Source organism: Rhizobium sp. SRI_017, assembly GCF_057586295.1.
Map to the genome: position 1 here is coordinate 26,420 of NZ_JBYCZP010000013.1, position 25,027 is coordinate 51,446.

At 62.4% G+C, this 25,027-nt stretch carries 20 protein-coding genes; 6 read left to right on the forward strand and 14 right to left on the reverse strand.

The window, feature by feature from the left end; all coding sequences use genetic code 11:
- Nucleotides 1-105: 105 nt before the first annotated feature.
- From AC2YI2_RS24375 to AC2YI2_RS24395, 5 genes are all read right to left on the reverse strand, one after another.
- Nucleotides 106-237: a hypothetical protein gene (locus tag AC2YI2_RS24375; protein ID WP_487389109.1), complete on the reverse strand. Its 132-nt coding sequence runs from the start codon at nt 235-237 to the stop codon at nt 106-108.
- A gap of 34 nt (nt 238-271) precedes the next feature.
- Nucleotides 272-688: an organic hydroperoxide resistance protein gene (locus AC2YI2_RS24380; RefSeq protein WP_487389110.1), complete on the reverse strand. Its 417-nt coding sequence runs from the start codon at nt 686-688 to the stop codon at nt 272-274.
- A 175-nt stretch (nt 689-863) separates the two neighbouring features.
- Nucleotides 864-2,168 (reverse strand): sensor histidine kinase, encoded by a 1,305-nt coding sequence (locus AC2YI2_RS24385; RefSeq protein ID WP_487389111.1) that lies wholly within the window; start codon nt 2,166-2,168, stop codon nt 864-866.
- A complete protein-coding gene (locus AC2YI2_RS24390) occupies nt 2,165-2,905 on the reverse strand; it encodes a response regulator (RefSeq protein ID WP_487389112.1) in 741 nt (246 codons plus the stop codon). The genes AC2YI2_RS24385 and AC2YI2_RS24390 overlap by 4 nt, the downstream gene beginning before the upstream one ends.
- A gap of 95 nt (nt 2,906-3,000) precedes the next feature.
- Entirely contained in the window at nt 3,001-4,044 is a 1,044-nt protein-coding gene (locus tag AC2YI2_RS24395) for an alpha/beta fold hydrolase (RefSeq protein ID WP_487389113.1), read from the reverse strand.
- 236 nt (nt 4,045-4,280) lie between these two features.
- Here AC2YI2_RS24395 and AC2YI2_RS24400 point away from each other — a divergent pair, with 236 nt between their 5' ends.
- Together AC2YI2_RS24400 and AC2YI2_RS24405 are read left to right on the forward strand one after the other, a co-directional pair.
- A complete protein-coding gene (locus tag AC2YI2_RS24400; protein WP_487389114.1) occupies nt 4,281-6,041 on the forward strand; it encodes a cytochrome c biogenesis protein DipZ in 1,761 nt (586 codons plus the stop codon).
- Between the two features lie 44 nt (nt 6,042-6,085).
- Nucleotides 6,086-6,838 (forward strand): alpha/beta fold hydrolase, encoded by a 753-nt coding sequence (locus AC2YI2_RS24405; protein WP_487389115.1) that lies wholly within the window; start codon nt 6,086-6,088, stop codon nt 6,836-6,838.
- An 82-nt stretch (nt 6,839-6,920) separates the two neighbouring features.
- Here the strand turns inward: AC2YI2_RS24405 and AC2YI2_RS24410 are convergent, their stop codons facing one another.
- Nucleotides 6,921-8,885, reverse strand: coding sequence for an elongation factor G (locus tag AC2YI2_RS24410; protein WP_487389116.1), 1,965 nt, complete (start codon nt 8,883-8,885; stop codon nt 6,921-6,923).
- A 255-nt stretch (nt 8,886-9,140) separates the two neighbouring features.
- Here AC2YI2_RS24410 and AC2YI2_RS24415 point away from each other — a divergent pair, with 255 nt between their 5' ends.
- The gene (locus AC2YI2_RS24415) at nt 9,141-9,563 is read left to right on the forward strand and encodes a nuclear transport factor 2 family protein (protein ID WP_487389117.1); all 423 of its coding nucleotides are present in this window, start codon (nt 9,141-9,143) and stop codon (nt 9,561-9,563) included.
- A gap of 15 nt (nt 9,564-9,578) precedes the next feature.
- Here the strand turns inward: AC2YI2_RS24415 and AC2YI2_RS24420 are convergent, their stop codons facing one another.
- The 8 genes from AC2YI2_RS24420 to AC2YI2_RS24455 all read right to left on the reverse strand — a co-directional run bounded on the left by AC2YI2_RS24420 (nt 9,579) and on the right by AC2YI2_RS24455 (nt 20,213).
- Entirely contained in the window at nt 9,579-11,477 is a 1,899-nt protein-coding gene (locus AC2YI2_RS24420) for a glycoside hydrolase family 113 (protein WP_487389238.1), read from the reverse strand.
- A 181-nt stretch (nt 11,478-11,658) separates the two neighbouring features.
- Nucleotides 11,659-13,350: a glycerol-3-phosphate dehydrogenase/oxidase gene (locus tag AC2YI2_RS24425; RefSeq protein WP_487389118.1), complete on the reverse strand. Its 1,692-nt coding sequence runs from the start codon at nt 13,348-13,350 to the stop codon at nt 11,659-11,661.
- A 13-nt stretch (nt 13,351-13,363) separates the two neighbouring features.
- On the reverse strand, nt 13,364-14,887 hold the full coding sequence (locus AC2YI2_RS24430; RefSeq protein ID WP_487389119.1) for an FGGY-family carbohydrate kinase: 1,524 nt from the start codon (nt 14,885-14,887) through the stop codon (nt 13,364-13,366).
- 61 nt (nt 14,888-14,948) lie between these two features.
- Nucleotides 14,949-15,797 (reverse strand): DeoR/GlpR family DNA-binding transcription regulator, encoded by an 849-nt coding sequence (locus AC2YI2_RS24435; RefSeq protein ID WP_487389239.1) that lies wholly within the window; start codon nt 15,795-15,797, stop codon nt 14,949-14,951.
- Nucleotides 15,798-15,892: 95 nt separating this feature from the next.
- Nucleotides 15,893-16,840, reverse strand: a complete 948-nt coding sequence (locus AC2YI2_RS24440; RefSeq protein WP_487389120.1) for a substrate-binding domain-containing protein — start codon at nt 16,838-16,840, stop codon at nt 15,893-15,895.
- 125 nt (nt 16,841-16,965) lie between these two features.
- Nucleotides 16,966-18,006 carry an ABC transporter permease gene (locus AC2YI2_RS24445; RefSeq protein WP_487389121.1) on the reverse strand — a complete coding sequence of 347 codons (1,041 nt, stop codon included), beginning with the start codon at nt 18,004-18,006 and terminating at the stop codon, nt 16,966-16,968.
- A gap of 21 nt (nt 18,007-18,027) precedes the next feature.
- The gene (locus AC2YI2_RS24450) at nt 18,028-19,569 is read right to left on the reverse strand and encodes a sugar ABC transporter ATP-binding protein (RefSeq protein ID WP_487389122.1); all 1,542 of its coding nucleotides are present in this window, start codon (nt 19,567-19,569) and stop codon (nt 18,028-18,030) included.
- A complete protein-coding gene (locus AC2YI2_RS24455) occupies nt 19,566-20,213 on the reverse strand; it encodes a DUF2291 domain-containing protein (protein ID WP_487389123.1) in 648 nt (215 codons plus the stop codon). The genes AC2YI2_RS24450 and AC2YI2_RS24455 overlap by 4 nt, the downstream gene beginning before the upstream one ends.
- Nucleotides 20,214-20,929: 716 nt before the next feature.
- On the opposite strand from AC2YI2_RS24455, the gene AC2YI2_RS24460 reads away from it, so the two are divergent.
- From AC2YI2_RS24460 to AC2YI2_RS24470, 3 genes are read left to right on the forward strand one after another with little or no spacing between them, the layout of a single operon-like run.
- Nucleotides 20,930-22,480: an FGGY family carbohydrate kinase gene (locus AC2YI2_RS24460; protein ID WP_487389124.1), complete on the forward strand. Its 1,551-nt coding sequence runs from the start codon at nt 20,930-20,932 to the stop codon at nt 22,478-22,480.
- A 56-nt stretch (nt 22,481-22,536) separates the two neighbouring features.
- Entirely contained in the window at nt 22,537-24,048 is a 1,512-nt protein-coding gene (locus AC2YI2_RS24465) for a glycerol-3-phosphate dehydrogenase (RefSeq protein ID WP_487389125.1), read from the forward strand.
- Between the two features lie 29 nt (nt 24,049-24,077).
- Nucleotides 24,078-25,013: a sugar phosphate isomerase/epimerase family protein gene (locus tag AC2YI2_RS24470; RefSeq protein WP_487389126.1), complete on the forward strand. Its 936-nt coding sequence runs from the start codon at nt 24,078-24,080 to the stop codon at nt 25,011-25,013.
- Nucleotides 25,014-25,027 lie beyond the last annotated feature (14 nt).

Below are 25,027 nucleotides of genomic sequence, written 5' to 3' on the forward strand. Positions count from 1 at the left end.
GCAGAGTTTCACTGAAGTAGGCGTCCCCTGCCGCTCTTCAAGACATGTCAGGAACAGAGATTTCGGCGGCAACCCGGGTCGCCGCCGCTGCCATTTCCAGCCATTTCAGGGCCAGGCAAACTGGCCCAATGCCGAGAGCATCACCCACAGTGGCGAAGGCTCGCTGGACGCAAGATCGTAGACACAGGGTGTCGCGAGGACGATCAGGGACAGGACGACAGCTACGATGCGATGCACGACGGTCTCCTGGTTTTGCCGGCCGGGCCGCTTCTCAGGCGACCGTCAGTTCGACATTGATGTTGCCACGGGTTGCCTTGGAATAGGGGCAGGTCTGGTGTGCTTCCTCGAGCAGCGACTGCGCGACATCGCGTTCGATGCCGGGTAGGCTGACATTCAGGCGTGCCTGCAGGAAATATCCACCTTCGGCCGTTCCGAGGTCGACCTCGGCGTTGACGGCGGTGTCTTCAGGCAGCTTGATCTTGCGACCGGCAGCGGCGATGCCGATGGCGCCAAGGAAACAGGCCGACCAGCCGGCGGCGAAGAGCTGCTCCGGGTTGGTGCCGGCCTTCGCGCTGCCGGGAGGCGAAAGCTTGACGTCGAGTTCGCCGTCGCTGCTTTTCGAGACGCCGTCGCGACCGCCTGTCGTGTGGGTCTTGCCGGTATAGAGAACCTTGTCGATCTTGGTCATGGGATCACTCCTTGTTGGGTCGCGTTTCGCGCGACGTGTTTGACGAGGAGTGGTTTGACGAGCCGACGTATCCGCGATGTTTCGGAAAGTGGCTGAATTGTATCGGGATGTAGCGCCTGATGGTGTCGATATGATCGGACACAAAGAGGCCCCGAAATTTCGGGGCCGGCGCTGATCAGGGGATGATGACCTCGGCGGCCAGGCCACCACCTTCCCGGTTATAGAGGCGGATCGAGCCGCCGATAGCGGAGGCCAGTTGCTGGGCGATCGCGAGCCCAAGGCCGGTGCCGCCAGTTTCCCGGTTGCGCGACTGTTCCAGGCGATAGAATGGCTGCATCGCAGCCTCAAGCTGGTCTTCAGGAATGCCCGGGCCGCGGTCCATCACGGTAATGGCAAAGGTGTCTCCATTCCGCCGCACGACGCTGATCTCTGCGCTGCCCGCGAATTTCAGCGCATTGTCGATGAAGTTCGAGAGGATGCGGCGAAGCGCATGCGGCTTGGTCTGTACGGTACCCTCCGCCTTGTCGATGACAGCCACCGCTTTCCCCGTGTCCTGATAATCATAGACCATGCTCTCGACAAAGGAGGCGATGTCGATGCGCGACACCTTCTCGACATTGCCATGCGCACTGCGGGCATAGGCGATGCCGTCCTGCACCAGCCGCTCGATCTCGCCGAGATCGCGGACCAGTTTGTCCTTCTCGGTCGACTCATCGGCCATCTCGGCGCGAAGCTTCATGCGGGTGATCGGCGTTTGCAGGTCATGCGAGATTGCGGCCAGGATCTGCACCCGCTCCTCGAGATAATGCGCGATCCGCTCGCGCATGGCGTTGAAGGCACGGGCGGCATGTGCCACTTCGCTCGGCCCCTCCTCGCTCATCGGCGCGCCCTTCCGGTTCGGGTCGAGCGCATCGGCGGCAGAGGCGAGTTGGGCGAGCGGGCGTGTCGCAAGCCGCACTGCAAACCATACGCAAAGGATGATGAGCGCCATCTGGACCGTCAGCACATAGGGCAGCCATTCGGCGATCGGCATCACGCCGCGGGGCGTCACATCGAGGGTCAACGGCGAGCCATCGCTGAGTGTCAAATGTGCCTGGAGCCGCTGTCCATCGCCGGGGATCGACTCGACCCGTAGCGCGAAGCGATGCCCGGCCGCTTCCTCGATGCGGCTCGCAATCTCGGCCACGCGTGGCGAGAGATCTGGTACGCCCGGGGTCCCCGGACCAAGCACGAAACGATAACTGCCACGGCTCAGGCGATCCAGCCAATCTGGCCGTTCATTCGCCGGCAGGCGATCAAGGATGGCAATCGAGGTCGCGACATCCGTCTCCAGCGTGCCGAGCATGACTGCCTTTGCCGACATGTAGCGCTCGAGAAACAGGATGCTGAACGAGAGCCCATAGGCGACGACGAGGCCGGCGAACAGGATGACGAAAAGCCGGGATCTGAGTGACCGTGGCCACAAGCGGGAAGCCGTCATTGCCGCTGCTCTGAGATTTCGACCGGCACCGCGAAGACATAGCCTTCGCTGCGCACCGTCTTGATATAGGTCGGTTCGCGCGCATCGTCGCCGAGCCGCTGGCGCAGCCGGCTGACCATGAGGTCGATCGAACGGTCGAAGATCTCGGAGTCGCGGCCCTGCGTCAGGTTCAACAGCTGGTCGCGGTTGAGCACGCGCTGCGGATGGTCGATGAAGACGCGCAGCATGCGGTACTCCGCACCGCTGAGCGCGATCTCGGTGCCTTCCTTGTCGATCAGGTGACGCCCGACAGTGTCGAGCTGCCAGTCGCCGAAGGTCAGCAACTGGCCGGCTTCCGAAATCTGCAGATTCGGCGGTAGCATTCGTGTCCGCCGAAGTACCGCCTTGATGCGGGCAAGCAGTTCACGCGCTGCAAACGGCTTCGGCAGATAATCGTCGGCCCCCATTTCGAGGCCGATGATCCGGTCCATTTCGTCGCTGCGCGCCGTCAGCATCAGGATCGGCGTCGCCTTGTGCTTGCCGGCCCTGAGCTCGCGGGTAAGCACGAGGCCATCGTCACCCGGCATCATCACGTCGAGCACGATGAGATCGACCGTATTGGCCTCGAGGAACTTGCGCATCTGGCGGCCGTCGGCCGCGACCGCGGTACGGAGCCCGTTCTTGGTCAGATAGCTCGAGACCAGCTCGCGAATCTCGCGGTCGTCATCGACGATCAGGACGTGGTCGACATGTTCCATGTGGCATTCCGGGCTGTTTCTGATGATCGGCGGGCCAGGCGGCGCTTACTCTCCTTAGACCTTCCCGCGCTTCTCGCTAAGAGGCAAGCGGCCTGTCAGAAGCGGACCACGTCAAGCACCGCCTGGGCAAATTCACCTGGCGCTTCCTGCGGCGGATTATGGCCGATGCCGCCTGATATCGTGCGGTGCTGATACCTGCCGGTGAACTTGGCTGCGTAGGTTGCCGGGTCCGGATGAGGAGCGCCATTGGCATCGCCTTCCATGGTGATCGTGGGCACCGAAATCTTTGGCCCCATGGCGAGCTTTTCCTCATAGGCATCAAAGCGCTCCTCGCCCTCAACCAGGCCCAGACGCCAGCGATAGTTATGGATGGTGATCGCCACATGGTCGGGATTGTCGAGCGACCTGGCCGAGCGCTCGAACGTTGCGTCGTCGAACGTCCAGGCCGGCGACGCCGTCTGCCAGATCAGCCGGGCGAATTCACGGGTGTTGGCCTCATAACCCAGGCGGCCCCGCTCGGTGGCGAAATAGAACTGGTACCACCAGGCGTGTTCCGCCTTGGGCGGCAGCGGTGTGGCGTTGATGGCCTGACTGCCGATGAGGTAGCCGCTGGCCGAGACGAGAGCGCGGCAGCGTTCGGGCCAAAGTGCGGCTATGATATCGGCGGTGCGGGCACCCCAATCATAGCCGGCGATGATCGCCGAATTGATGCCGAGCGCGTCCATGAGCGCGATCATGTCCACTGCAAGTGCCGACTGCTGGCCGTTGCGCGGAGTAGCAGACGACAGGAAGCGCGTGGTTCCATAACCGCGCAAATGCGGGACGACCACCCGATAACCTTCGGCCGCGAGGATGGGCGCGACATCGACATAGCTGTGGATGTCATAGGGCCAGCCGTGCAGCAGCAGCACGACCGGACCATCCGGCGGACCGGCCTCGGCGTAGCCGATTTCCAGGTCGCCTGCCTTCACGCTGCGGAACATTTCGAAGTTGGTATGGCTCGCCACGGATGAGGCCGTGGTGGTGACGTTGCTGGTCGCAGCACGCGCGCTGCCGACAATGCCGAATTCCACGGCGGCGGCACCCAGGGCGGCCATGCCGAACAGGCGTCGGCGTTCGAGATTGATTTCGGCGGTCATCGGTCTCTCCATCGATTTGATCACGACTGAGAGAAAGCCGGCCGCATGTATCCCCTCTATGTCCGCTCTCACCCGATTTGTGTCGTTCTGTATCGTCGAGGATCGGCTGCTACATTCCGATACATTTCGACCCGTCTCAGGACACATCCGGGATACGTCACCCCAGCCAAATGCATCTCGTTGCCTGCGCCGGTCCTCGCCGGAGCAACTCTGCCCAACGGCAAAAGGAAACGACGATGACATTCCTGATCATAGCCTATCTTGGAGGCGCGCTGACGATCCTCAGCCCCTGCATCCTCCCCATTCTGCCCTTCGTATTCGCCCGCGCCGGCCAGCCCTTCATCAAGAGCACGCTGCCTATGCTGGCCGGCATGGCTGTTACCTTCGCTGCTATCGCGTCGCTGGCCGCGGTCGGCGGAAGCTGGGCAGTGCATGCCAATGAATATGGCCGCCTCGCCGCGCTGGCCCTGCTTGCGATCTTCGGCCTCAGCCTACTCTCACCGCGCATCGCCAGCTCTCTCACCCGACCGGTGGTCGATCTCGGCAACCGGCTGACATCTGCGGCCGGCAATCCTGCAGCGCCGACAGTGGCCGGTTCGGCTGTCCTGGGTGTCGCGACCGGCCTGCTCTGGGCACCCTGCGCCGGCCCGATCCTTGGCCTTGTGCTCACAGGCGCCGCACTTCAAGGCGCCAATCTCCTAACGACCTTCCTCCTGCTCGCTTATGCCATGGGTGCCGCGACCTCGCTCGCCATCGCCCTCTTTGCCGGTGGCAGGGTGTTTTCCCGCATGAAGCAATCGCTTCATCTTAGCGAACGCCTGCGACAGGGCCTCGGCGTGGCCGTGCTGGCCGGCGTGACCGCGATCGCGCTCGGTGCGGATACCGGCCTGCTGGCGCGGCTCTCCTATGCAAGCACGTCGGTCTTCGAGCAGGCAGTACTCGACCGCTTCCATGCCCGCGAATCCTCGCTGGTTGCGAGCAATACGACCACGATGACCGACGCGACGGGCAAGCGGCCCTTCGTCAGCGACCTCCCGATCGAAGGCGTCGCTCCCGGGTTCGATGGCGCCGTCGAGTGGCTGAATTCGAAGCCACGCACGGCCAGCGATCTCCGCGGCAAGGTCGTGCTCGTCGATTTCTGGACCTATTCCTGCATCAACTGCATTCGCACCGTCCCCTATGTCCGCGCCTGGGCCGAGAAGTACAAAGACCAGGGCCTGCTGGTCATCGGCGTGCATGCCCCGGAATTCGCCTTCGAAAAGCAGATCGACAATGTCCGCAAGGCAGTGGCCGATTTCGGCATCCGCTATCCCGTCGCCATCGACAACGACTTCCGCATCTGGCGCGCCTTCGAGAACAGCTACTGGCCTGCGCACTATCTGATCGATGCCAAGGGCCAGCTCCGCTACCACCATTTCGGCGAGGGCAATCATGCCCAGACCGAGCAAGCGATTCAGGACCTGCTGCGCGAGGCCGGCAGCAAGATGGCCACAGAGGCGACCGTTCGGCCCGATACCAAGGGCGCCGAGATGGCCCCCGATCTCGTCAATCTCGGCTCGGGCGAGACCTATCTCGGCTACCAGCGCGCTGCCGGCTTCGTCTCGCCCGAAGGCATCCTGTCGGATACCTCCCGCGACTATTCGGTGACCGAGCCCGGTCTCAACGAATGGGGCCTTTCCGGCCGCTGGACCATCGCAGCGGAAAAGGCGGTCCTCGATCGGGCCGGCGGCGGCATCGCCTACCGCTTCAGTGCCCGCGACCTGCACCTCGTGCTCGCGCCCCGCGCCGACGGCAAGCCCGTTCGCTTCAAGGTGACCGTCGACGGCAAGGCACCCGGCAAGCACCATGGCGCGGACACCGCCGCTGACGGAAACGGCACGATTACCAAGACCCGCCTCTATCAGCTCGTCCGCCAGGCGGGCGAGGTTGAAGCCCGCAATTTCGAGATCCGTTTCCTGGATCCAGGCGCTGAAGCCTACGCCTTCACCTTCGGCTAGACGCCCATTTCCCAAATCTACAACGCAACCAAGGAGAGACTAACATGAACCGCATATCCACTTTCGCCATTGCCGTCTTCACCAGCGCTATCGCCTTCGCCGCCCAGGCCGCCGAAGTTCGCAACATCGTCATCGTCCACGGCGCCTTGGCCGACGGCTCCGGCTGGCGCAAGGCGACCGAGATCCTCCAGGATCGCGGCTACAACGTCACCATCGTCCAGCAGCCGATTACCTCGCTGTCCGACGATGTCGCCGCGACCAATCGCGTGCTCGACCTGCAGACTGGGCCAATCTTGCTGGTCGGTCATAGCTATGGTGGCATGGTGATAAGCGAAGCTGGAAATCGGCCCGATGTCGCGGGCCTTGTCTATGTCGCGGCCTTCCAGCCCGACAAGGGCGAGAGCCTGCTCGGTCTGGCGAGTTCCAAGCCGGCCGGCGGCATGAATATCCGCGAGACCAAGGACGGTGAATATCTCTACATCGACCCGGCAGCCTTCCCCAACGACTTCGCCGCCGACCTGCCGAAGGACGAGGCCGCCTTCCTCGCCCGCTCACAGGTCTTCGCCGCCAAGAAGGCTTTCACGGCCAAGGCGAGTGATCCGGCCTGGCGGGTAAAGAAGAGCTGGTCAGTGGTTGCTACCCGCGACCGCTCGATCAATCCGGAGCTCGAACGCGACATGGCCAAGCGTGCGGGAAGCCAGGTGACTGAGATCGAGGCCAGCCACGCCGTCTTCGCCTCGCAGCCGGAGAAGGTCGCCGACGTCATCGACGCCGCGGCCAGGGAACTCGGCGAATGACGATAGAGTAGCGATGCTTGAAAGCCAAAGCCCCCGGCAGTGATCTTGCCGGGGCTATCATGCCGAGTGGAAAGGTTCACATCTAGGCCACATCCGCACGCTGCTGGCCATGGGCCTTGACGATGGCATCTGCTTCCTTGCCGTAGAGCTCCTCGAAATGATCGAAGGTCTTGGAAAAATAGCCGATGCCCTGCGTTGCCGAGCGCAGCGCCCGCGCCAGTTCGTCGAGCGCGCCGCCGGGCACAAGCGCGCGGAAGATGTCCCACCCCTTGGCGCCGTCATCCCGGTCGAAGCCAAGCACCTGGCCCTTGAGGGCGGAGACGATCTGGACGAGATTGCCCGAATAGATCGACGGGATATGGATTTCGCTGCGGAACACCGGCTGCATCAGCACAGCTGCGCCATCGGACAGCGCCTGTCGCACGCCCATCTTCGACGCGGTGCGGAAGGCATGTTCCGAACTGTCGACGGCGTGATGCTGCCCGTCGGAGAGGGTGACACCGACATCCAGGACCTGGAAGCCGAGCGGTCCCTTCTCCATCGCTTCACGCGCCCCCGCTTCCACCGCCGGGAAGTAGTTGCGCGGAACGGTGCCGCCCTTGACGGTCTCGCCGAAGGTGAAACCCTGGCCGCGCTCGTTGGGGCGAATGCTCAGCTTCACATCCGCGAACTGGCCGGCGCCGCCGGTCTGCTTCCGGTGGCGATAGTGAACGTCAGCCGGTTTGGAGATCGTCTCGCGATAGATCGGGTTGGGCGTGCGGTCGGTCACAGTGATATGGAAGACATCGGCGAGCGTCTTGCACACCGCGCGCAGATGCACGGGCCCCTGGGCGCAGACCAGCTGGGCGCCGGTCCCCTCCTCCTGCAGTACTTTCAGACCGCGATCCGTATCGGAGAGCTTAGCCAGCGTTTCGGAGAGCTTGGTTTCGTCGCGCTCGCTCGCCGGCACGAGGATCCTCTCGATCATCGGCGTCGGCGGCTCCGTCCATTCCGGCGGGTCGACCGCACGATCAGCGGTCAACAGTGCTGGCACCTGCAGGTGATCGGATTTGACCGCCGCAAACACATCGCCTGCCGCTGGCGCCAGCGGTGTGCCGGATCGGCCATTCGCGATGTCCTGCAGCATGCCGAGGTTGGAGCCGGCCAGAGGAGCGCCTTGCTTCAGACCGTCGCCGAGCGCCCGGACGAACACCGTCTTGCCGACGCTCTGGCGATAATAGGCGTGAAAGCTCACCGCAGCGAGCTTTCCTGCCGCCACGGCACTCGCTTCGGCGAGACGCTTCCGCAGGCTTTCAACCGGCGGCGCTTCGTGGCGCAGCGCCTTCATCAGGCGCATCATGCCGTTATTATGGCTGGCCGCGCCGATCATGACCGGTATGATCTTGTTTTCCCGAAGAACCCGGGCAGAGATGGCATAGAGCGCATCGCTCGGCGGCTCGCGGTCTTCGACCAGTTCCTCCAGAAGCCAATCGTCGAATTCGGACAGGTGTTCGAGCAGTTCCGCACGCGCTTCGTGCTCTCGCTCGACGACGGTTTCAGGGATCGCGATCAGCGCCGAGGTCTGGCCCTCGCGGTAGCGCCAGGCTCGTTCCGATATCAGGTCGCAACTGCCGACGACCTTGTCGCCCTCGCGGATCGGGATCTGTCGCAAGAGCAGCGTGTGGCTCGCATAATCTTGGAGTGCTGCGATCACGTCCCGCAGCCGCCCTCTCGGCTCGTCCATGCGGTTGACGAACAGGATGCAAGGCGTCCCCGAAGCCTCGATCATCCGCAGGTAGGGGGCGGCGAGCACCGCCTCCTCCGGTACCGGCGAAACACAGAGAATGCAGGCATCGCTCGCCAACAGCGCATGCTGCGCATGCGGCAGCGACTCTATCGCTCCCGGCGCATCCAGCGCACACCAGGGCTCGTTCAGGAAGGTGAATTCCGTGAAGTTGAGTCCATGGGGCGAACTGGATTTTTTCGGTATGCCTTCCAGCGACCCGAGCTTGTCGACGACGGTGGTTTTTCCCGTCTGCGAGGGTCCAACTACGGTAAAGCAGCGCATCGGGCGTTCCTCCAACTGCCAAAAGCACGATTTTCCTCGATGACAGGATGCCTTGAACTGCGCCGACGCGCCAGTGGATGATTACGCTTTTCTAATCAAGCGTTCCCGATGGGAGGCCACGAACGGTGAATTTCGGGCGAATGAGGGCCTTCGGGCGCTTGTCATCCGACTTGCATACCAATGTCGCATGCATCTTTTCGTTGCGCATATCGCGAAGCGGGTGCACATTGCCTCAACCATGGGGAGGGTACGTGCATGACGGACAGACAGGCCATTCTCGCCGCAGTCGAAAATCACTACGCGATGCGAAACACCGAAGACCCGGCCAAGGTGCTGGCGACGATTCATCCGGACTGCTGTCACCGGATCGTTGGAACCGACAGCCTGGCGCCATTCACCCAAGTCAATCGCGGCGACGAGGAGACCCTGCGCAAGGCCGTCGATAGCCTGGTTGGCGACTGGGATCTGTCTGGCCTGCAGAACCTAAACATCTACATCGACGAACAACAGAATACCGCGGTGATCCAGCGCAAAGGCACGGTTCTCCACAAGACGACGGGCATCAAGTTCGACACCGAGCTTGTCGACAAACTGACCTTCAAAGATGGCCGGATCGTGGAATACGACCAGTTCTTGGACACCTATCATGTCGCCAAGGAAATGGGCATGATTGCCTGAAGGCAGGAGAAGACGTTACAGGTCGAAATCCGTCGCCTGTAGCGTCAGCTTGCCTGTAAGCCTCAACGTGAAGTCGGCAACGCCGTCGCCATCGGTATCGCCGGAGACGAGCGTCATGTCGCGCTTGAAGCGAAAGGCGAGATCGCCAGCCGCACCACTCAATCCTTGATCGCCGCGCCAGGTAAAGTCCTGGCCGCCGACCGCATCTTCGTCGGCGTCGATCGCATCGAGATTGACGATATCGTCTCCCGAGACGAAGTCGGTGATTACGTCGCCGATGACTTCGTCGACGCTGACAAAGAGGAAAATGTCCTTGCCCACACCACCCGAAAGCCGGTCGGCTCCGAGCCCTCCCGCGAGTGTATCGTTGTCGGCTTCGGATGGCGTCAGCTGGGCATCGTATGGTGTGAGATCGAGCGTGAAGCTGCCGTTCGCATAGAGGGCCCCGGTATTGGGTTCCTGATCATTGTCGGCCTCGGCAAGGTCAATCGTCTCGCCATTCACCGCAATCTCGGTGACATAGAGGTTCCGATCCTTGTTGCCGCTGCTATCATCGTTGGTGAACACGATCTTCACGCTCTGGAACTGGGCCGGCGTGTCGAAGGAAAAGCTGAAGCGGTCGAAATCCCAATTCTCCTTGCCGCCCGCACCTGCCTCGCCCTTGCCGACCACGTCACCGTTGACCAGGACCTCAAAGCGCGCACCCTCGCCGTCGAGCAAGTCGCTATAGGCGGCGAGGCTTATGATCGACGTGCCACCCGCGGCGCCCTCGCTTCTGCCACCCACCAGTGTGTCCTTGCCGTCGCCACCGGTCAGCGTGTCGTTTCCGTCGCCGCCAAGAATCCTGGTGCCGCCAATGCCTCCCACGAGCGCGTCGTCGCGCACGCTGCCATAGAGCGTCGTTCCCGTATTGGGCGCGGCGCTGTCGTCATCGTCCATGCCATACCAGCGATCGATGATCTTCTGCGCGGCCCGGCCCTCGGTATGGTAATCCTTGCGGCCCTCCTGGTTCTCAGCTCGACGATCCCAGATGTAGAAGCCAGAGAACCAATCGCCACCCTGGCTGCCGAAAACGTCGAACAGCGCCTTGTAGAGATTGGTCTGCGCCTTTTCGTTGAACGCCCCGTTCATTTCCCAATCGCCCGGCGATGTCGCGGCGCCCTCAATCGGTCGATAACCGATTTCGGTGAACATGACCTTCTTGCCATATTGCTCGGCGAGGTCGCGAAGATACTCTACGGGCGAGAGGCCACCGAGCAGGTCCTGGATGTAGTCGTTTGCCGAAGGGTGCATCCAGGAAAACTTGAGCTCGGCGACCGTGGGGGTCTTGTCGTCGACCGAGAGTGGGAAGTAGCCGTCGATGCCGATGACATCGAGCTCGTCCCAGAACGACAGGGTTTTCGCCTCGCCCCACTCAGCGGAATATGTCAGCTCGCCGTCGAAGACGCCGCGGACGGCGTCGATGATATCGAGCCACTCCGCGCGATAGTTCGCGCCGGTCATCGATGCCAGTTCGGTGCCGATCGACATGGTCTTGAGGCCCGTCTGCTGGGCGATCTGTGCGTAATTGACCAGCATTGCCTTGTAGCTGGCAAACCATGCCGCGGGATCCGCCGGATCGAGATAGGCACGCCAGATGCCGTCGAGCGGGTCGACATGAGGCTTCAGCAGAACGTCCAGGCCGGCTGCCTGTGCAGCCTTTATCCCGGCGATCACATCTGCATCGGTCGGTGTGATCTCGTCGGCGAATACGCTGCTCGAATTGATCGTGTCCATGTAGTAGTTCGGCACGATCGCGACCGAATTCACTCCGGAGTTGGCCAGCAATTTCAGCTCGTTGGCCGATGTCCCCGTTCCAAAGACATCCGTCCCGTAGCCAGTGAAATTATAGCCTTGGATATCAAAACTCTTCACCAAGTGAGCCTCCTACCGTTGAGCGCGTTCTTCGGTATCTGCTGCAAACTACGAACTCGATTATAGGTGCTGGATGAGCGTGAGCAAATCAAAATGGCGCCGGCATGTGTCGATCCGTCTCTGTTGACATCACCGATCTGACCCATTTGCTGGGCTTGGGGTTGACGAGCGGCTGGCGTCCCTAAAACCGTGCCCGATTGAAATTCTGGAGTTGTCCGGTGACGGCGCTCACTTCTTCTCTCCGTCTCGCCTCGTCCCAATTCAGCGCCTTCGCTGCAACTGCCGAAACTTCTTCGAGCGAAGCGGTGCTCAGCCTGCCCTCGATTGCCAGTGTCGTCCGGCGCATGACGATGTCGGCGAGATGTTTGATCATTTCATTGCTGGCGATCCACTCGATCTCAGCGTCGCTATAGTCATCGACGTGGGCGAGCATCGTCTCGCCGCCGGCCTGAGCGATGTGCGCGAGCACGGCATCCGCAGTGGTGCCATAGCGGCCGAGAAGCGTCTCGACACGCGCTGCGGTGAGCCCAGCGCGAATGATACGCTTGTCGATCCACTGCTTGCGGGCCGCCGCATCTGTCGGGAAGTGCCGGCCGCCGCCGATTGCCAGCAGCTTGGTGTCGGTTCTGCGCTTGCCGCCGAGCCGAACCAGAATCGCATTCGTGACCTCCTCCGCGAAGCCGCGGAACGTCGTCCACTTGCCGCCCACCAGCGAGATGACGGCGAAGGGCCGGTCGCCCGACGGCTCCGAGACTGGCGAGGAGTGATCGCGGCTGATCAGCCCCGGCTGGCTGGCATCCGAGGCCGGCAGCGGGCGGATGCCGCTATAGGCATAGACGATCTGGTCACGATCGAAGCGGAGGCGCGGCAGGAGCGAACGGAGGCTGGCCAGGAAATAGTCGATCTCGTCCTCGTCGCATCGCACCGTATCGGGGTCATCGGCCTTGGTATCGGTCGACCCGACCAGCGCGAGCCCGAGATATTCGTAGACCAGGCAGATGCGGCCATCATCGGCCTCGAAATAGATCATCCGGCCCTTGAGGCTTTCGACCAGCTCCGGATGTCGCAGCAGGATATGCGAGCCCTTGGTGCCACCGATCAGCTTGTGATTTATCCCAAGCCCGGCATTGACCTGGTCGATCCAGGGGCCGGCCGCGTTCACGACCAACTCGGCCGTGAAGTGCTGTCTCTCGCCCTCCGCATCGCGGAACCGAAGGGTGCTCCCGTCCCGGCCGACCAGTGCAGTGGCGTTTATGGCTCGGGAGTCCGGCGCAGCATCAAGGCCATCCTTGACCAGTTCCCAAACGAGGCGCTCGGGCCGGCTGATCTTGGCGTCGTAATAGATACCGCCGGCGACGATCCGCGGCGTGACCTCGGGCATCTCGGCGAGCGCCGACTTGCGGAACAGGAAGCGGTGTTTCGGCATCACCCGATGCCGGGCGCCATAGAGATCATACATCGTGAGCCCGATCTTGATCAGCAGTGCACCGCGGCTTCTTGGCGCTGTGGTTGAGCCGAACAGCGTGCGCAGTGCAGCCCAGGCCCCCTTCATTAGCGAGAAGGAGGGGATGAAGGTGGGGAGCGGCTCGACGCAATGCGGCGCGTTGCGGAGGAGCAGGTTTCGCTCCAGCGTCGACTCAGCGACAAGGCGGAGTTCACCCGTCTCGAGATATTTGACGCCGCCATGGATGAGGCGCGAGGGTGCAGCGCTGGTGCCGGAGCCGAAATCGGCCTTGTCGACGATGAGGCATTTCAGGCCCTGCAGGCAGAGATCACGGAACAGGCCGGCGCCATTGATGCCCGCGCCGAGGATGACGACGTCAAATTTTTCCGGGCCACCGGCGCCGACAGCGCCTGTGTTCTCGATGCTCATTTCACTTGTCCTGTCATTGTCCGGCCGAACCCAGATCCTGAAGCCGCGGCCAGATTGGCCTGATGGCTTCGGCAAGGTCCAAGAACACTTGATACTTCTGGTCGAGGATCTGCCTCCGGCCGGGATCCGGCTGACAGATCGTTTCGATGCTTTCCAGATCGCGGGGATCATCGGTTGGGGATGCGAAGAGGCCGGCGCCGGCGCCGGCACAAAGCGCAGCACCCCAGGCAGCAGCTTCTTCCGTGGCCGTGGCTGTGACCGGCAGCCCGAGAATATCAGCAAAGAGACGGGCCATCGCGGGGTTGCGCGATATGCCTCCGGTCAACCGCGCCATCTTCGGCGCAAAGCCGTCCCTCAGTGCATCGACATGAATGCGATGATTGAAGGCGATGCCTTCGAAGACCGCGCGGATGACATCGCCGCGGTCATGCCAGGCATTGAGCCCGAAGATGCTCGCACTCGTCGCCCCGCCAAAGGGGGAGCCGAAGAGATAGGGGTGGAACACCGCGCTTGACCGCCGGGCACTCGCGGCATCGAATTCGCGGGCGACGAGGTCGTGGATGCTCTGGCCCGCCTTTTCCGCTTCACCGGCTTCAAGCGCGAAGAATTTTTCCAGGAACCAGTCGTAGTTCGCCGTCGATGCCGGCGAGATCGACATGCTGTTCCACTCGCCGGGCAGGATGCCGTTTCGGCAGAACCAGCGCGCGTCTATCTTGGGCGCGCGGGAGACGGTCTCGTTGATGGAATAGGTCCCGGCGATGACGGCGACGACGCCTTCGCGATAGCCGCCCATGCCAAGCGCGGAGGCGGTGACATCATGCAGGCCCGCCATGACGGGCGTGCCTTCGGCGAGGCCGGTTTCAAGTTCCGCCAGCCGCGTCACTTTTCCGACAATCTCGGTCGAGGCGGCCATCGGCGGCAGGCATGCCGTGAGTGCCTCCAAACCGAAAAGTCCGAGCGCCTCCTCGTCATAGTCCTGGGTCTGGACATTGGTGAAGGATGTGCTGGCCTCGGTTCGATCCGTGCCAACAGTGCCGCAGAGGCAGAAGCACAGCCAGTCCTTGGCTGCCAATATGTGCCCGATGCGGGCATAGCGTTCCGGCTGGAGATCGCGGATCCAGCGCAGCACCGCCGAGGGGGCGGACGCATGTGGCTTCTGGCCTGTCATTTCGAGCGAGCGATCGCCGATATCGCCTTCGTTCCAGTCTGCGGCAACTCCAAACGCCCTTGTATCGAGCGACGTGATCGCTGGGCCGAGCGGATTGAGGGCACGGTCGACAAGATAGATGCCGTCGCCATGCGCCGTCGCGGCGATCCCGACGATATCGTTGGCGGGCCGGCCGGATTTGCTGACGGCTTCCTTGATCGCATCGGCTGTCGCGACCCAAAGACCATCCATGTCGCGCTCGACATGACGTGGCTCGGGGATAAGCTGCGGCACGCGGCGCCGGGCGACGGAGAGAACCGTGCCATCGGCGTCGAAGACGACCGCCTTGGTCACTGTCAAGCCGCTATCGATTCCTAACAGCGAGGGCATGCGTTTCTCCTTGTCCTATCGGGCGACGGGCCTTCGGAGGAACGCCAGGAATGCGCTGCCTCTAGTTGGCCTTTGCCGCTTCCGCCACGACGACGTTGATGCCCTTCGACCGCAGCCGCGAGAGATGCGCGATGGGCGTATCCTCGTCGACGATGACGACGTCGAATTCCTCGAGCCCCACGAAGCGATGCAGTGCGCGGCGCTCGAATTTGGTGTGGTCCGAAAGCAGGATCCGCCTGGAGGCGCTTTCGAACATCGCCCGCTTGACCTCGATCGTGTCGGGTGACTGGTGGTAGACCGCATCGTCGACGATGGCCGAGAGCGACATGAAGACAGTGTCGGCGCGCAAGGCCCTGATCTCGGCCGTGGTGATATGCCCCATGAAAGCATTGCACCAATTGTGGAACTGCCCGCCGAGGCAGATGAGATTGAGGTCGATCACGTCCTTCAGATCGTTGATCATCACCAGCGAATTGGTGATGATGGTGAGCGGCACCTTGCCTGGCAGCATGCCCGCCATCTGGTGAACCGTGGTCGCGTCATCGAGGAAGATCGCCTGACCGGGCTCCACGAAACTCATGGCCGCCCTGGCGATCGCCTTCTTCTCTGCAGCCTGCCGCGTCACGCGATAGACGTCGCTCGACTCGATCAGGCTGGTCGGCGCCGCCGAGACGATGCCACGCGTCTTGCGGAACAGCCCTCGGCTGACCAGTTCATCGACGTCGCGATGCGCCGTCATCAGGCTGATGCCGAAGCGTTCGGTCAGATCCTCGATCCGGATGGAGCCTTCCGCGATCACCGTTTCCGCGATCAGCTGGCGCCTGACCATCTGGCGGGCGTGCCTGGAGTCGCTGGGCAGCTCTTCGGAAAGCAGTTCCTTGACATCGACTTTCTTGTTCACCGTCGTGATCCCTGCCTTGAAATCGAGTGTTTTCAGTCTCGTATCGCGGATCGGGCAGTGTGGCAAAGGGGCGGGGCGCCGGATGACGGCGCCCCGCTTATGGCTTATTCGCTCAGGACGAAGGGAGCGGTGTACTTGTCGACATTGTCCTTGGTGATCAGGAGGCAATCGAAGAGCTGCTTCTCACTGTCAGCACCGGTCTTGCCGGTCTTGATCACGCTGTCGGCCTGCTTGACGGCTTCCTCGGAGAACACGGCGACCGGTTGGAGGACGGTATACTGCATCTCCCCGGCCTTGATGGCGGCGACCGCATCCGGCGAACCGTCGAAACCACCCACCTTCACCTGGGCGAGCTTGCCGGCTTCCTTGAGGGCAGCGATCGCACCGAGCGCCATTTCGTCATTGCCCGAGATCACGGCGATGATGTCGGGATTGGCCTGCAGCATGGACTGCATCTTGTCGTGACCCTTGGTGCGGTCCCAATCAGCGACTTCCTTGGCGGCCTTCACGAGGTCGGGATACTGGGTCAGCACCGTCTCGTAGCCGTTGGAGCGGGTCGCCGCGTTGTTGTCGGCCGGGTTGCCGAAAAGTTCGACATACTTGCCCTTGTCGCCAACAGCCTCGACCCATTGCTGCGCACCGAGTGCGGCGCCCTGGGCGTTGTTGGAAACGAGCTGCGCCTTGGCGAGACCTTCCTGGTTGATTTCAGCGTTCACCAGGAACACCGGAATGCCGGCGGCAACTGCCTTCTTGACCGCGCCGATCGAACCGTCGGCATTGGCGGGGTCGAGGATGATCGCAACGGCCTTGTTGGTGATTGCGGTGTCGATCAGGTTACTCTCGACATTGGTGTCGCCCTTGTGGGCAGCCACTGTCGCGGTGTAGCCGAGCTTCTCGGCGGTTGCCTTGGCGACTTCGCCTTCGGTGAACCAGTAGGGGTTGGCCGGATCGTTGACGATGATCGTCATCAGGCCATCGGCCCATGCACTGCTGATGAGCAGCGGTGCGACGGCTGCGGCGGCGAGAAGTACGCGCATTCCTCTTTTAAACATAGTCTCACTCCCTTTCGTTGAGCTGAGTTTTGCCGTTCTCACGGCCATGCTTTCCGCGACCGAGCCAATCGTAGCTCCGCCTCACCCGATCGCAGTAAAGTTCGATGCCTTCGGTCGCGCTATCTCTAGCGGCGGCCGTATTTGAAGCTGTTGAGCAGGACCGCCATCACGATCACCGCGCCGGTGAAGACCGTCTGCCAGTAGGCCGACACGCCGATGATCACGAGACCGTCGGAGAGAAAGCCGATCACGAAGGCGCCGAGCATGGTGCCCACCACCGTGCCGCGGCCACCAGTAAGAGCGGCACCACCGATGACGACGGCGGCAATCGCCGTCAGTTCATAGGTGGTGCCTGCGGTGGGGCCGGCCGAGGTCAACTGGGAGGACAGGACCAGGCCGGCGACTGCCGCGCAGATTCCGGAGAGAACATAAACCGTGATCTTCACACGCTTGACCGGAACGCCCGAGAGTTCCGCAGCACGTTCATTGCCACCGGACGAATAGAGCCAGCGGCCGAAGGCGGTGCGCGCCAGCAGTATATGCGCGACAACAGCGAAGACGGCCAGCATGATGACGCCGATCGGCACGCCGGCGAGGCGGTTGAAGCCGAGCCAGTCGAAGCCGGTATTGCCAAGTTCGGGGCGGCCGCCGAGATTGTTGTAGGTCAGGCCATTGGTCATCAGGAGAGCGATCCCGCGGGCGACATAGAGGACGCCAAGCGTCGCCACGAAGGCCGGCACGCGGAGATAGGCAATGAGCACGCCGTTGACGGCACCGACTACGCCGCCCAGGACGCAGGTCAGTATCGCGACCGTCCAGACCGGCGGATAGAGGATTATGCCGAAGTAATCGAGCGTCACGCCCTTCATCATGAACCCGGCCACGCAACCGGCGAGCGCCAGAATCGAGCCGACCGAGAGATCAATGCCTCCATTGAGGATGACCAGCAGCATGCCGATCGCCAGAAGGCCATAGATGGCCACATGTGAGGCCATGATCAGGAAATTGCTGACCGTGAAGTAGTTCGGCGACATCAGGGAGAAAACGACGACAATGACGATGAGAGCGAAGAAGGCTCGGCCCTCGAACAGCAGTTCGATGACGCTCTTCCTGCGCTTGCCGCCGGCCACGGCCGGCTTGCTGTCGATTGTTGTTGTCACTGCCATACTAGCGCTCCTCCATCCGGGCTAATGCGCAACCAGCGCTTCGCCCGAAGCCGCCATTATCTGTTCCTTGGTGACGTCAGGTCCGAACTCGGCCGAGATCTTGCCGCGCCGCATGACCACGATGCGGTGCGCAATGCTCAGGCATTCGCCGACTTCCGATGTCGTGTAGATGACCGCCAGTCCCTGCCGGGCGCGCTCCGCCAGGAGCTTGAACACTTCCGCCTTGGCACCGATGTCGATGCCGCGGCTGGGCTCGTCGAGCAGCATCACTTCGGGGTCGGTTGCCAGCATCTTGCCGATGACCACCTTCTGCTGGTTGCCGCCCGAGAGCGAACCTATCGGCGCGTTGCCACCGTCGGTCTTGATATGGACTTTGCGGATCGCATCCCCGATCAGCGTATTCTCACGGGAACCGGACGTGAAAATCCGCTTCGTGAAGCTGCCGATGCTGGCGAGCGACAGGTTGCGCCCGACGGTCATGGTCTGGACCAATCCATCCCGCTGCCGATCCTCGGGCACGAGGACCAGGCCGTCGTCGATGCATTGGGCGATCGATCGGCCGGTCACGTCCCGGCCCTTGAGCACCACCCTGCCCTTCGACGGGCGCAGGCGACCGGCGACGCATTCGAGGAGCTCGGTGCGACCCGCACCCATCAGGCCATAGATGCAGACGATCTCACCCGACCGAACAGAAAGCGAAAGATTGTCGACGACGGAATAGGCTGCGCCCGAGGGATCGGGCACCGTGATGCCCTCGATCGAGAGCGCGACGCCGCCCTTTTCATAGCCATCGGGTGGCGAGCCGAGATCGAAATTGTCGCCCACCATGTTGCGGACGATCCATTCGAGGTCGATATCCTGGCGCTCGGCAGAGGCGGTCATCGCGCCGTCGCGCAGCACCACCGCATGATTGGTGATCTGCAGCGCTTCCTCGAGATGATGCGAGATATAGACGATGGAAACGCCCCGGTCCTTCAGGTCACGGATGACTTTGAACAGGACTTCGACCTCCGTCGCCGAGAGCGCCGAGGTCGGCTCATCCATGATCAGGATGCGCGAATTGACTGAAAGCGCCCGGGCGATCTCGACGATCTGCTGCTGGCCGAGACGGAGATCCTCGACGAGTGTCAGCGGATCGATATCCTCTTCCAGTTCCGCGAGCAGAGCGCGCGTCTGACGCTCTTCCTCTGCGAAGTCGACGCCTGTCGCCGTCATGATCTCGCGGCCCATGAATATATTGTCGCGAACATTCATGTTGGGCGCGAGACTGAGCTCCTGGTGGATGATGGAGATGCCATGATCGCGTGCTTGGGAGGATGACGCGAAGATGACAGGCTCTCCATCGAGGATGATCTCGCCCGAGGTCGGCTGCACGACACCGGAGAGGATCTTCATCAGCGTCGACTTGCCGGCGCCGTTCTCCCCGAAAAGGGTCGTGACCTGACCGCGGTGGATGTCGAAATTCACACCCTTGAGGGCATGAATGCTGCCATAGGACTTTGCCACGTTGCGGGCAGCGAGCACCGTTTCGCCCTTGCGGCCGGGTTCGACGATCTCGTTCATTTGACGTCGAGCCTCACCGGCGTGACGATCCAGTTCTTGGGATTCACCAGCTTGAAGACACCGACCACGGATACAGTCTTTCCAGTAAGCGTCGTCGGATCGATGCCTGCGAGAACCTGCTTCTTGACCTCGTTGTTGATCGCCGAACCGGCATCCTGATACTCGATCTGGTTGGTAAACTGGCCGAATTCGATCTGGCCGGTGGCGTCACGGAGATCGGTGCCGTTCAGCGCCGGGCCGGTCTGCACACGCACGGTGACCTCGGGCGGCAAGCCTTCGACAGCCACGACATTGTAGTTGGACTTGCGCTCGCCGACGACGCCGGTCAGCGTCACCGGAATGACGGGGCCGGTCGTCGTCTTGACGCCGTATTTCTCGCCCGCAGCCTTCTTGTCGGCGGCAATCGCGGTGGCGATTTCGATGGCGTCGACGGCGCGGGTCTCGATGCTCTGCTTTATGATCGGGAACTGCTCGGCGCCGAAAGTCTCCGGCGAGAATTTCTTCTCGCGCACGTCATGCTCGGATCCGATCCGGACGACGGTGGTGTCGAGCGCCATCGCGGCGACCAGCACGACGACGGCGGCAATGCCGACCCAGCGGTAGCTTTTCGGACGAGAGGAAGCGGCGGTGACGGTGTCAGCCATGGTGGCGAACCTCCACGACCAACAGACCCGCGATAGGACGGAACGAGGTGGCAGCTGGGGCGACCCGGCAAATGGCTGATGTCCTCATGGCCTCCTCCCTCGCAATGCAGACGCGATCTCCTCTCGCGACCCACAACATCACGGAACCGCTATTTCAGCGATCTACGCGATAACTAGTGCGATATGTATGTTAATTTAACACCAACTGTCAACTGGGTAATTGGTCAGCCTGTCGTGACATGCAGAGCCGAAAGGTCACCAATCCTGACCAAGATCGGGCACAGCCTGGTAGAGATTTTGCGACTGCTAAGGAGTGAGCGAAGTATTTTTGCGCTTGCGAAAAAGTCCTGATCGAGCCCGCATTAGTTCATTATCTAATTGTTTATGTTACTTTAATATCCGAATTTGTCAACGCCGACCCTTGGGCGAGCTTTCACGGCGCCTGCAGAGCCAGCCCCTCCTTCAATCTCTCGCGAAACGAAAGATGCCCGCGCCGTCCACTAAGATATGATTTGAAAAAAAATTCAGGCACAGAAAAATTTTGCGAGACATATGGTATCTCTATGATATATTGCTGATCGCAACTCCGCTGGGTTGTGAGATTGCCGCCGTCAGAGGTGGCGAGGACCGGAGGGGTCCATCGCGATCAAGCCTGTGGAGGAGTAAGCTGCGCCCATCTCGATGAACCGAGTTGCGTGAGCAGGTGGAGGAACTGGATGGCTGACAGCGCGGATCTGATCGTCGGCATCGATGCCGGAACGTCGGTCATGAAGGCCGTCGCTTTCACTTTGTCCGGCCGCCAGATCGCCAGCTCTTCCGTGCGCAATTCCTATCATACAGGCGATGACGGCGCCGTGACCCAATCGCTCGAACAGACCTGGCTCGACTGCGCCCGCGCGCTACGCGAACTCGGTGAAAAGGTCCAAAACCTGCCCGGACGCACCGCCGCGATCTCTGTCACAGCTCAGGGCGACGGCACATGGCTCGTCGGCCGAGACAACAAACCGGTGACCGATGCCTGGCTCTGGCTCGACGCGCGTGCGGCGCCGACTGTCGAGCACCTTTCCGCGACCGGCGCAGATCGGCGGCGTTTCGAGGCGACCGGCACCGGCCTCAACACCTGCCAGCAGGGCTCGCAGCTCGCCCATATGGACAAGCACAATAGCGAAATGCTCGACGGCGCAGAAACGGCCATGCATTGCAAGGACTGGCTCTATCTGAACCTGACCGGCATTCGAGCGACCGATCCCTCGGAAGTCAGCTTCACCTTCGGCAATTTCCGCACCCGCCAGTATGACGACACCGTGCTCGACGCACTCGGGCTCGCGCATCGCCGCTCGCTGCTGCCCCCGGTCATCGAGGGCACCGAGACGACCCATCCACTGACATCCGACGCCGCACGGGCCTCGGGCTTGCGCGCTGGCACCCCTGTCTGCCTCGGCTATGTCGACATGGTGATGTCGGCGCTCGGCGCCGGCGTCCGCAGCGAGGGCCGCAACGCGGCGGTCTCCGCCATCGGTTCGACTGGCGTCCACCTTCTCGCCAAGCCGGTCAGCGAGGTAATGCTCAACAGCGAGCGAACGGGCTATGTCATCGCTCTCCCCATCCCCGGCGTCGTCACCCAGGTCCAGACCAATATGGGCGCGACGATCAATCTCGACTGGCTGCTGCAGATGGGCGCCGACCTGCTCGGCGAATTCGGCGCGCAGGTTGGCCTCAACGACATGATTGCCCGCGTCGACGGTTGGTTTGCTGCGAGCAAGCCAGGCAATATCGTCTACCACCCCTACATCTCGGAAGCCGGCGAGCGCGGTCCCTTCGTCAATGCGCGGGCGCGGGCCAACTTCAGCGGCCTTTCCAGTCGCCACCGCTTCCCCGATCTCGTCCGCGCCGTCGTCGAGGGCCTCGGCATGGCAACGCGTGACTGCTACGCGGCCATGGGCCACTTGCCCAATGAACTCCGTGTCAGCGGCGGTGCTGCGCGCTCCAAAGCGCTGCGCAACACGCTGGGGGCGGCCGTTGGCGGCGCCGTGCGCGTCAGCTCGCGCGAGGAAGCGGGCGCGGCTGGCGCTTCGATGATGGCGGCCGTGGCAATCGGCGCCTACCGCACCATGGATGATTGCATCGAAGACTGGGTGACGCCCGAGCTTGGCGCCGCCGAACCGCCGGCACAGGCCGACACTGAACGCATGGAACGGCTTTTCGCGGCCTATGCCGATATCCGTAGGGGCATCGCCCCTGCATGGGACATCCTGGCCGCACGATAGGAGATCAACGCGGCGGCCCGGCTTCCCAGCCGGTTCGACGCCTGAAGGAGCAGATGATGACCGAACCTCAGACCTGTGATCTGTTCGTGATCGGCGGCGGCATCAATGGCGCCGGCATCGCGCGCGACGCGGCTGGCCGGGGCCTCAGCGTCATCATGTGCGAAAAGGATGACCTTGCGCAGGGTACGTCGTCGCGCTCCGGCAAGCTTGTCCATGGCGGCTTGCGCTATCTCGAATATTACGAGTTCCGGCTGGTGCGCGAGGCTCTGATCGAGCGTGAGGTGCTCCTGAATTCAGCGAGCCATATCATCTGGCCGATGCGCTTCGTCCTGCCGCACAGCCCGAACGACCGCCCCGCCTGGCTCGTCCGCCTCGGCCTGTTTCTCTATGACAATCTCGGTGGCCGCAAGCGCCTGCCCGGCACTCGCACGCTCGACCTGCGGCGCGACCCCGAGGGCGCTGCAGTTCTGGACGACTATCCCAAGGGCTTCGAATATTCCGATTGCTGGGTCGATGACGCCCGCCTCGTCGTGCTCAACGCCGTCGATGCCGCCGAGCGCGGCGCGAAGATCCTCACACGCACCGCCTGTTCCAGCATCCGCCGCGAGAACGGCAAATGGGCCATCGAGATGCGCGATATGCGCACCGGCGTCATCACCAAGGTTTCGGCACGGGCCGTGGTCAATGCCGGCGGCCCCTGGGTCAACGACATCATCGGCAGAGTCGCCGGCACCAATTCCCGACGCTCGGTGCGGCTGGTCAAGGGCAGCCATATCATCGTTCCGAAATTCTGGTCGGGGCAGAATGCCTATCTCGTCCAGAACAGCGACAAGCGGGTGATCTTCATCAACCCCTATGAAGGCAACATGGCGCTGATCGGCACCACCGACATCCCCTATGAGGGCGCGCCGGAAAATGTCGCCGCCGACGAGAGCGAGATCGATTACCTCATCAAGGTCGTGAACCGTTATTTCAAGGAAAAGCTGCGCCGCTCGGATGTGAGCGAGAGTTTCTCCGGCGTCCGCCCCCTCTTCGACGACGGCAAGGGCAACCCCTCGGCGGTCACTCGCGACTACGTCTTCGACCTCGACGAGACCGGAGGCGCGCCGCTGCTCAATGTCTTCGGCGGCAAGATCACCACCTTCCGCAAGCTCTCGGAACACGCCATCCAGCGCCTTGCCGGCTTCTTTCCGCAGATGAAGGGCGACTGGACGGCCAATGCAACCCTGCCCGGCGGCGAAATCCCAAACGCCGACTACGTCACCTTCTTCGATACGCTGCGGTCAGCCTATCCCTGGATACCACGCGATCTCGCCACCCACTATGGCCGGCTCTATGGCGCGCGGACCAAGGATGTGATCGGCGATGCCACATCACTCGCCGGCCTCGGCCGCCATTTCGGCGGCTATCTCTACGAGGCCGAGGTTCACTATCTAGTCCGCAAGGAATGGGCGCAGACGGCGGAGGATGTGATCTGGCGCCGGACCAAGGAACGCCTGCGCATGACGGACGCGCAGAAGGCTGAATTCGAAGCCTGGTTCCAGCAGTCCTTCCAGCAAGCCGCCTGATCCGCCAACCGAATTTCCCGGAGGAAGACATGGCGCTCACGCTGTCTCTCAACACCAATCCGCTCGTCAACCGCTTCGCCGATCCCGATGATCTGATCGACATGGTCGCGCGAGACCTGAGACTTCGCGACCTGCAACTCACCCATGAATTCATCAATCCGAGTTGGCAGGCCCAGACGATCCGCCGCTTGACCCGCCAGTTGAAGGCCGCGCTCAATCGCACCGGCGTCCGTGTCACGTCGGGCATGACCGGCCCCTACGGCCGCCTCAACCATTTCGGTCATCCCGACCCTGATGTCCGGCGCTACTATATCGACTGGTTCAAGACCTTCGCCGACATCACAGGCGATCTCGGCGGCCACTCGGTCGGCACGCAGTTTGCGATCTTCACCTACAAGGATTACGACGACCCAGCGCGGCGTGAGGAACTGATCAAGATCGCGATCGACTGCTGGGCCGAAGTCGCCGAGCATGCCAAGGCCGCGGGTCTCTCCTACATCTTCTGGGAACCGATGAGCATCGGCCGCGAATTCGGCGAAACCATCGCCGCCTGCATGGAACTGCAGGAGAGGTTGACGGCCGTAAACTTTTCCGTGCCGATGTGGATGATGGCCGATATCGACCACGGCGACGTGACGTCGGACAATCCCGATGACTTCGACCCCTATGCCTGGGCGCGCGCCGTGCCGAAGGTTTCGCCGATCATCCACATCAAGCAGAGCCTGATGGACAAGGGCGGCCACCGGCCCTTTACCGCCGAGTTCAATGCGCGCGGCCGCATCCATCCCGAGCCGTTGCTTAAGGCCTTCGCAGAGGGTGGCGCCATCGACAACGAGATCTGCCTCGAACTCTCCTTCAAGGAGCGCGAGCCGAACGACCGGCAGGTCATCGCGCAGATTGCCGAAAGCGTCGCTTTCTGGGCGCCGCATATCGATACCGGTGCAGCCGATCTGAAGGTCGGCTGACTCAGGGACAAGAC

Excerpts from the sequence above, each read along its gene's own strand:
- AC2YI2_RS24450 (WP_487389122.1), bottom strand. The coding sequence starts at position 19,569 with ATGAACGAGATCGTCGAACCCGGCCGCAAGGGCGAAACGGTGCTCGCT.
- AC2YI2_RS24430 (WP_487389119.1), bottom strand. The coding sequence starts at position 14,887 with ATGCCCTCGCTGTTAGGAATCGATAGCGGCTTGACAGTGACCAAGGCG.
- AC2YI2_RS24425 (WP_487389118.1), bottom strand. The coding sequence starts at position 13,350 with ATGAGCATCGAGAACACAGGCGCTGTCGGCGCCGGTGGCCCGGAAAAA.
- AC2YI2_RS24445 (WP_487389121.1), bottom strand. The coding sequence starts at position 18,006 with ATGGCAGTGACAACAACAATCGACAGCAAGCCGGCCGTGGCCGGCGGC.
- AC2YI2_RS24385 (WP_487389111.1), bottom strand. The coding sequence starts at position 2,168 with ATGACGGCTTCCCGCTTGTGGCCACGGTCACTCAGATCCCGGCTTTTC.
- AC2YI2_RS24410 (WP_487389116.1), bottom strand. The coding sequence starts at position 8,885 with ATGCGCTGCTTTACCGTAGTTGGACCCTCGCAGACGGGAAAAACCACC.
- AC2YI2_RS24390 (WP_487389112.1), bottom strand. The coding sequence starts at position 2,905 with ATGGAACATGTCGACCACGTCCTGATCGTCGATGACGACCGCGAGATT.
- AC2YI2_RS24380 (WP_487389110.1), bottom strand. The coding sequence starts at position 688 with ATGACCAAGATCGACAAGGTTCTCTATACCGGCAAGACCCACACGACA.
- AC2YI2_RS24465 (WP_487389125.1), top strand. The coding sequence starts at position 22,537 with ATGACCGAACCTCAGACCTGTGATCTGTTCGTGATCGGCGGCGGCATC.
- AC2YI2_RS24395 (WP_487389113.1), bottom strand. The coding sequence starts at position 4,044 with ATGACCGCCGAAATCAATCTCGAACGCCGACGCCTGTTCGGCATGGCC.
- AC2YI2_RS24460 (WP_487389124.1), top strand. The coding sequence starts at position 20,930 with ATGGCTGACAGCGCGGATCTGATCGTCGGCATCGATGCCGGAACGTCG.
- AC2YI2_RS24405 (WP_487389115.1), top strand. The coding sequence starts at position 6,086 with ATGAACCGCATATCCACTTTCGCCATTGCCGTCTTCACCAGCGCTATC.
- AC2YI2_RS24470 (WP_487389126.1), top strand. The coding sequence starts at position 24,078 with ATGGCGCTCACGCTGTCTCTCAACACCAATCCGCTCGTCAACCGCTTC.
- AC2YI2_RS24400 (WP_487389114.1), top strand. The coding sequence starts at position 4,281 with ATGACATTCCTGATCATAGCCTATCTTGGAGGCGCGCTGACGATCCTC.
- AC2YI2_RS24415 (WP_487389117.1), top strand. The coding sequence starts at position 9,141 with ATGACGGACAGACAGGCCATTCTCGCCGCAGTCGAAAATCACTACGCG.
- AC2YI2_RS24455 (WP_487389123.1), bottom strand. The coding sequence starts at position 20,213 with ATGGCTGACACCGTCACCGCCGCTTCCTCTCGTCCGAAAAGCTACCGC.
- AC2YI2_RS24440 (WP_487389120.1), bottom strand. The coding sequence starts at position 16,840 with ATGTTTAAAAGAGGAATGCGCGTACTTCTCGCCGCCGCAGCCGTCGCA.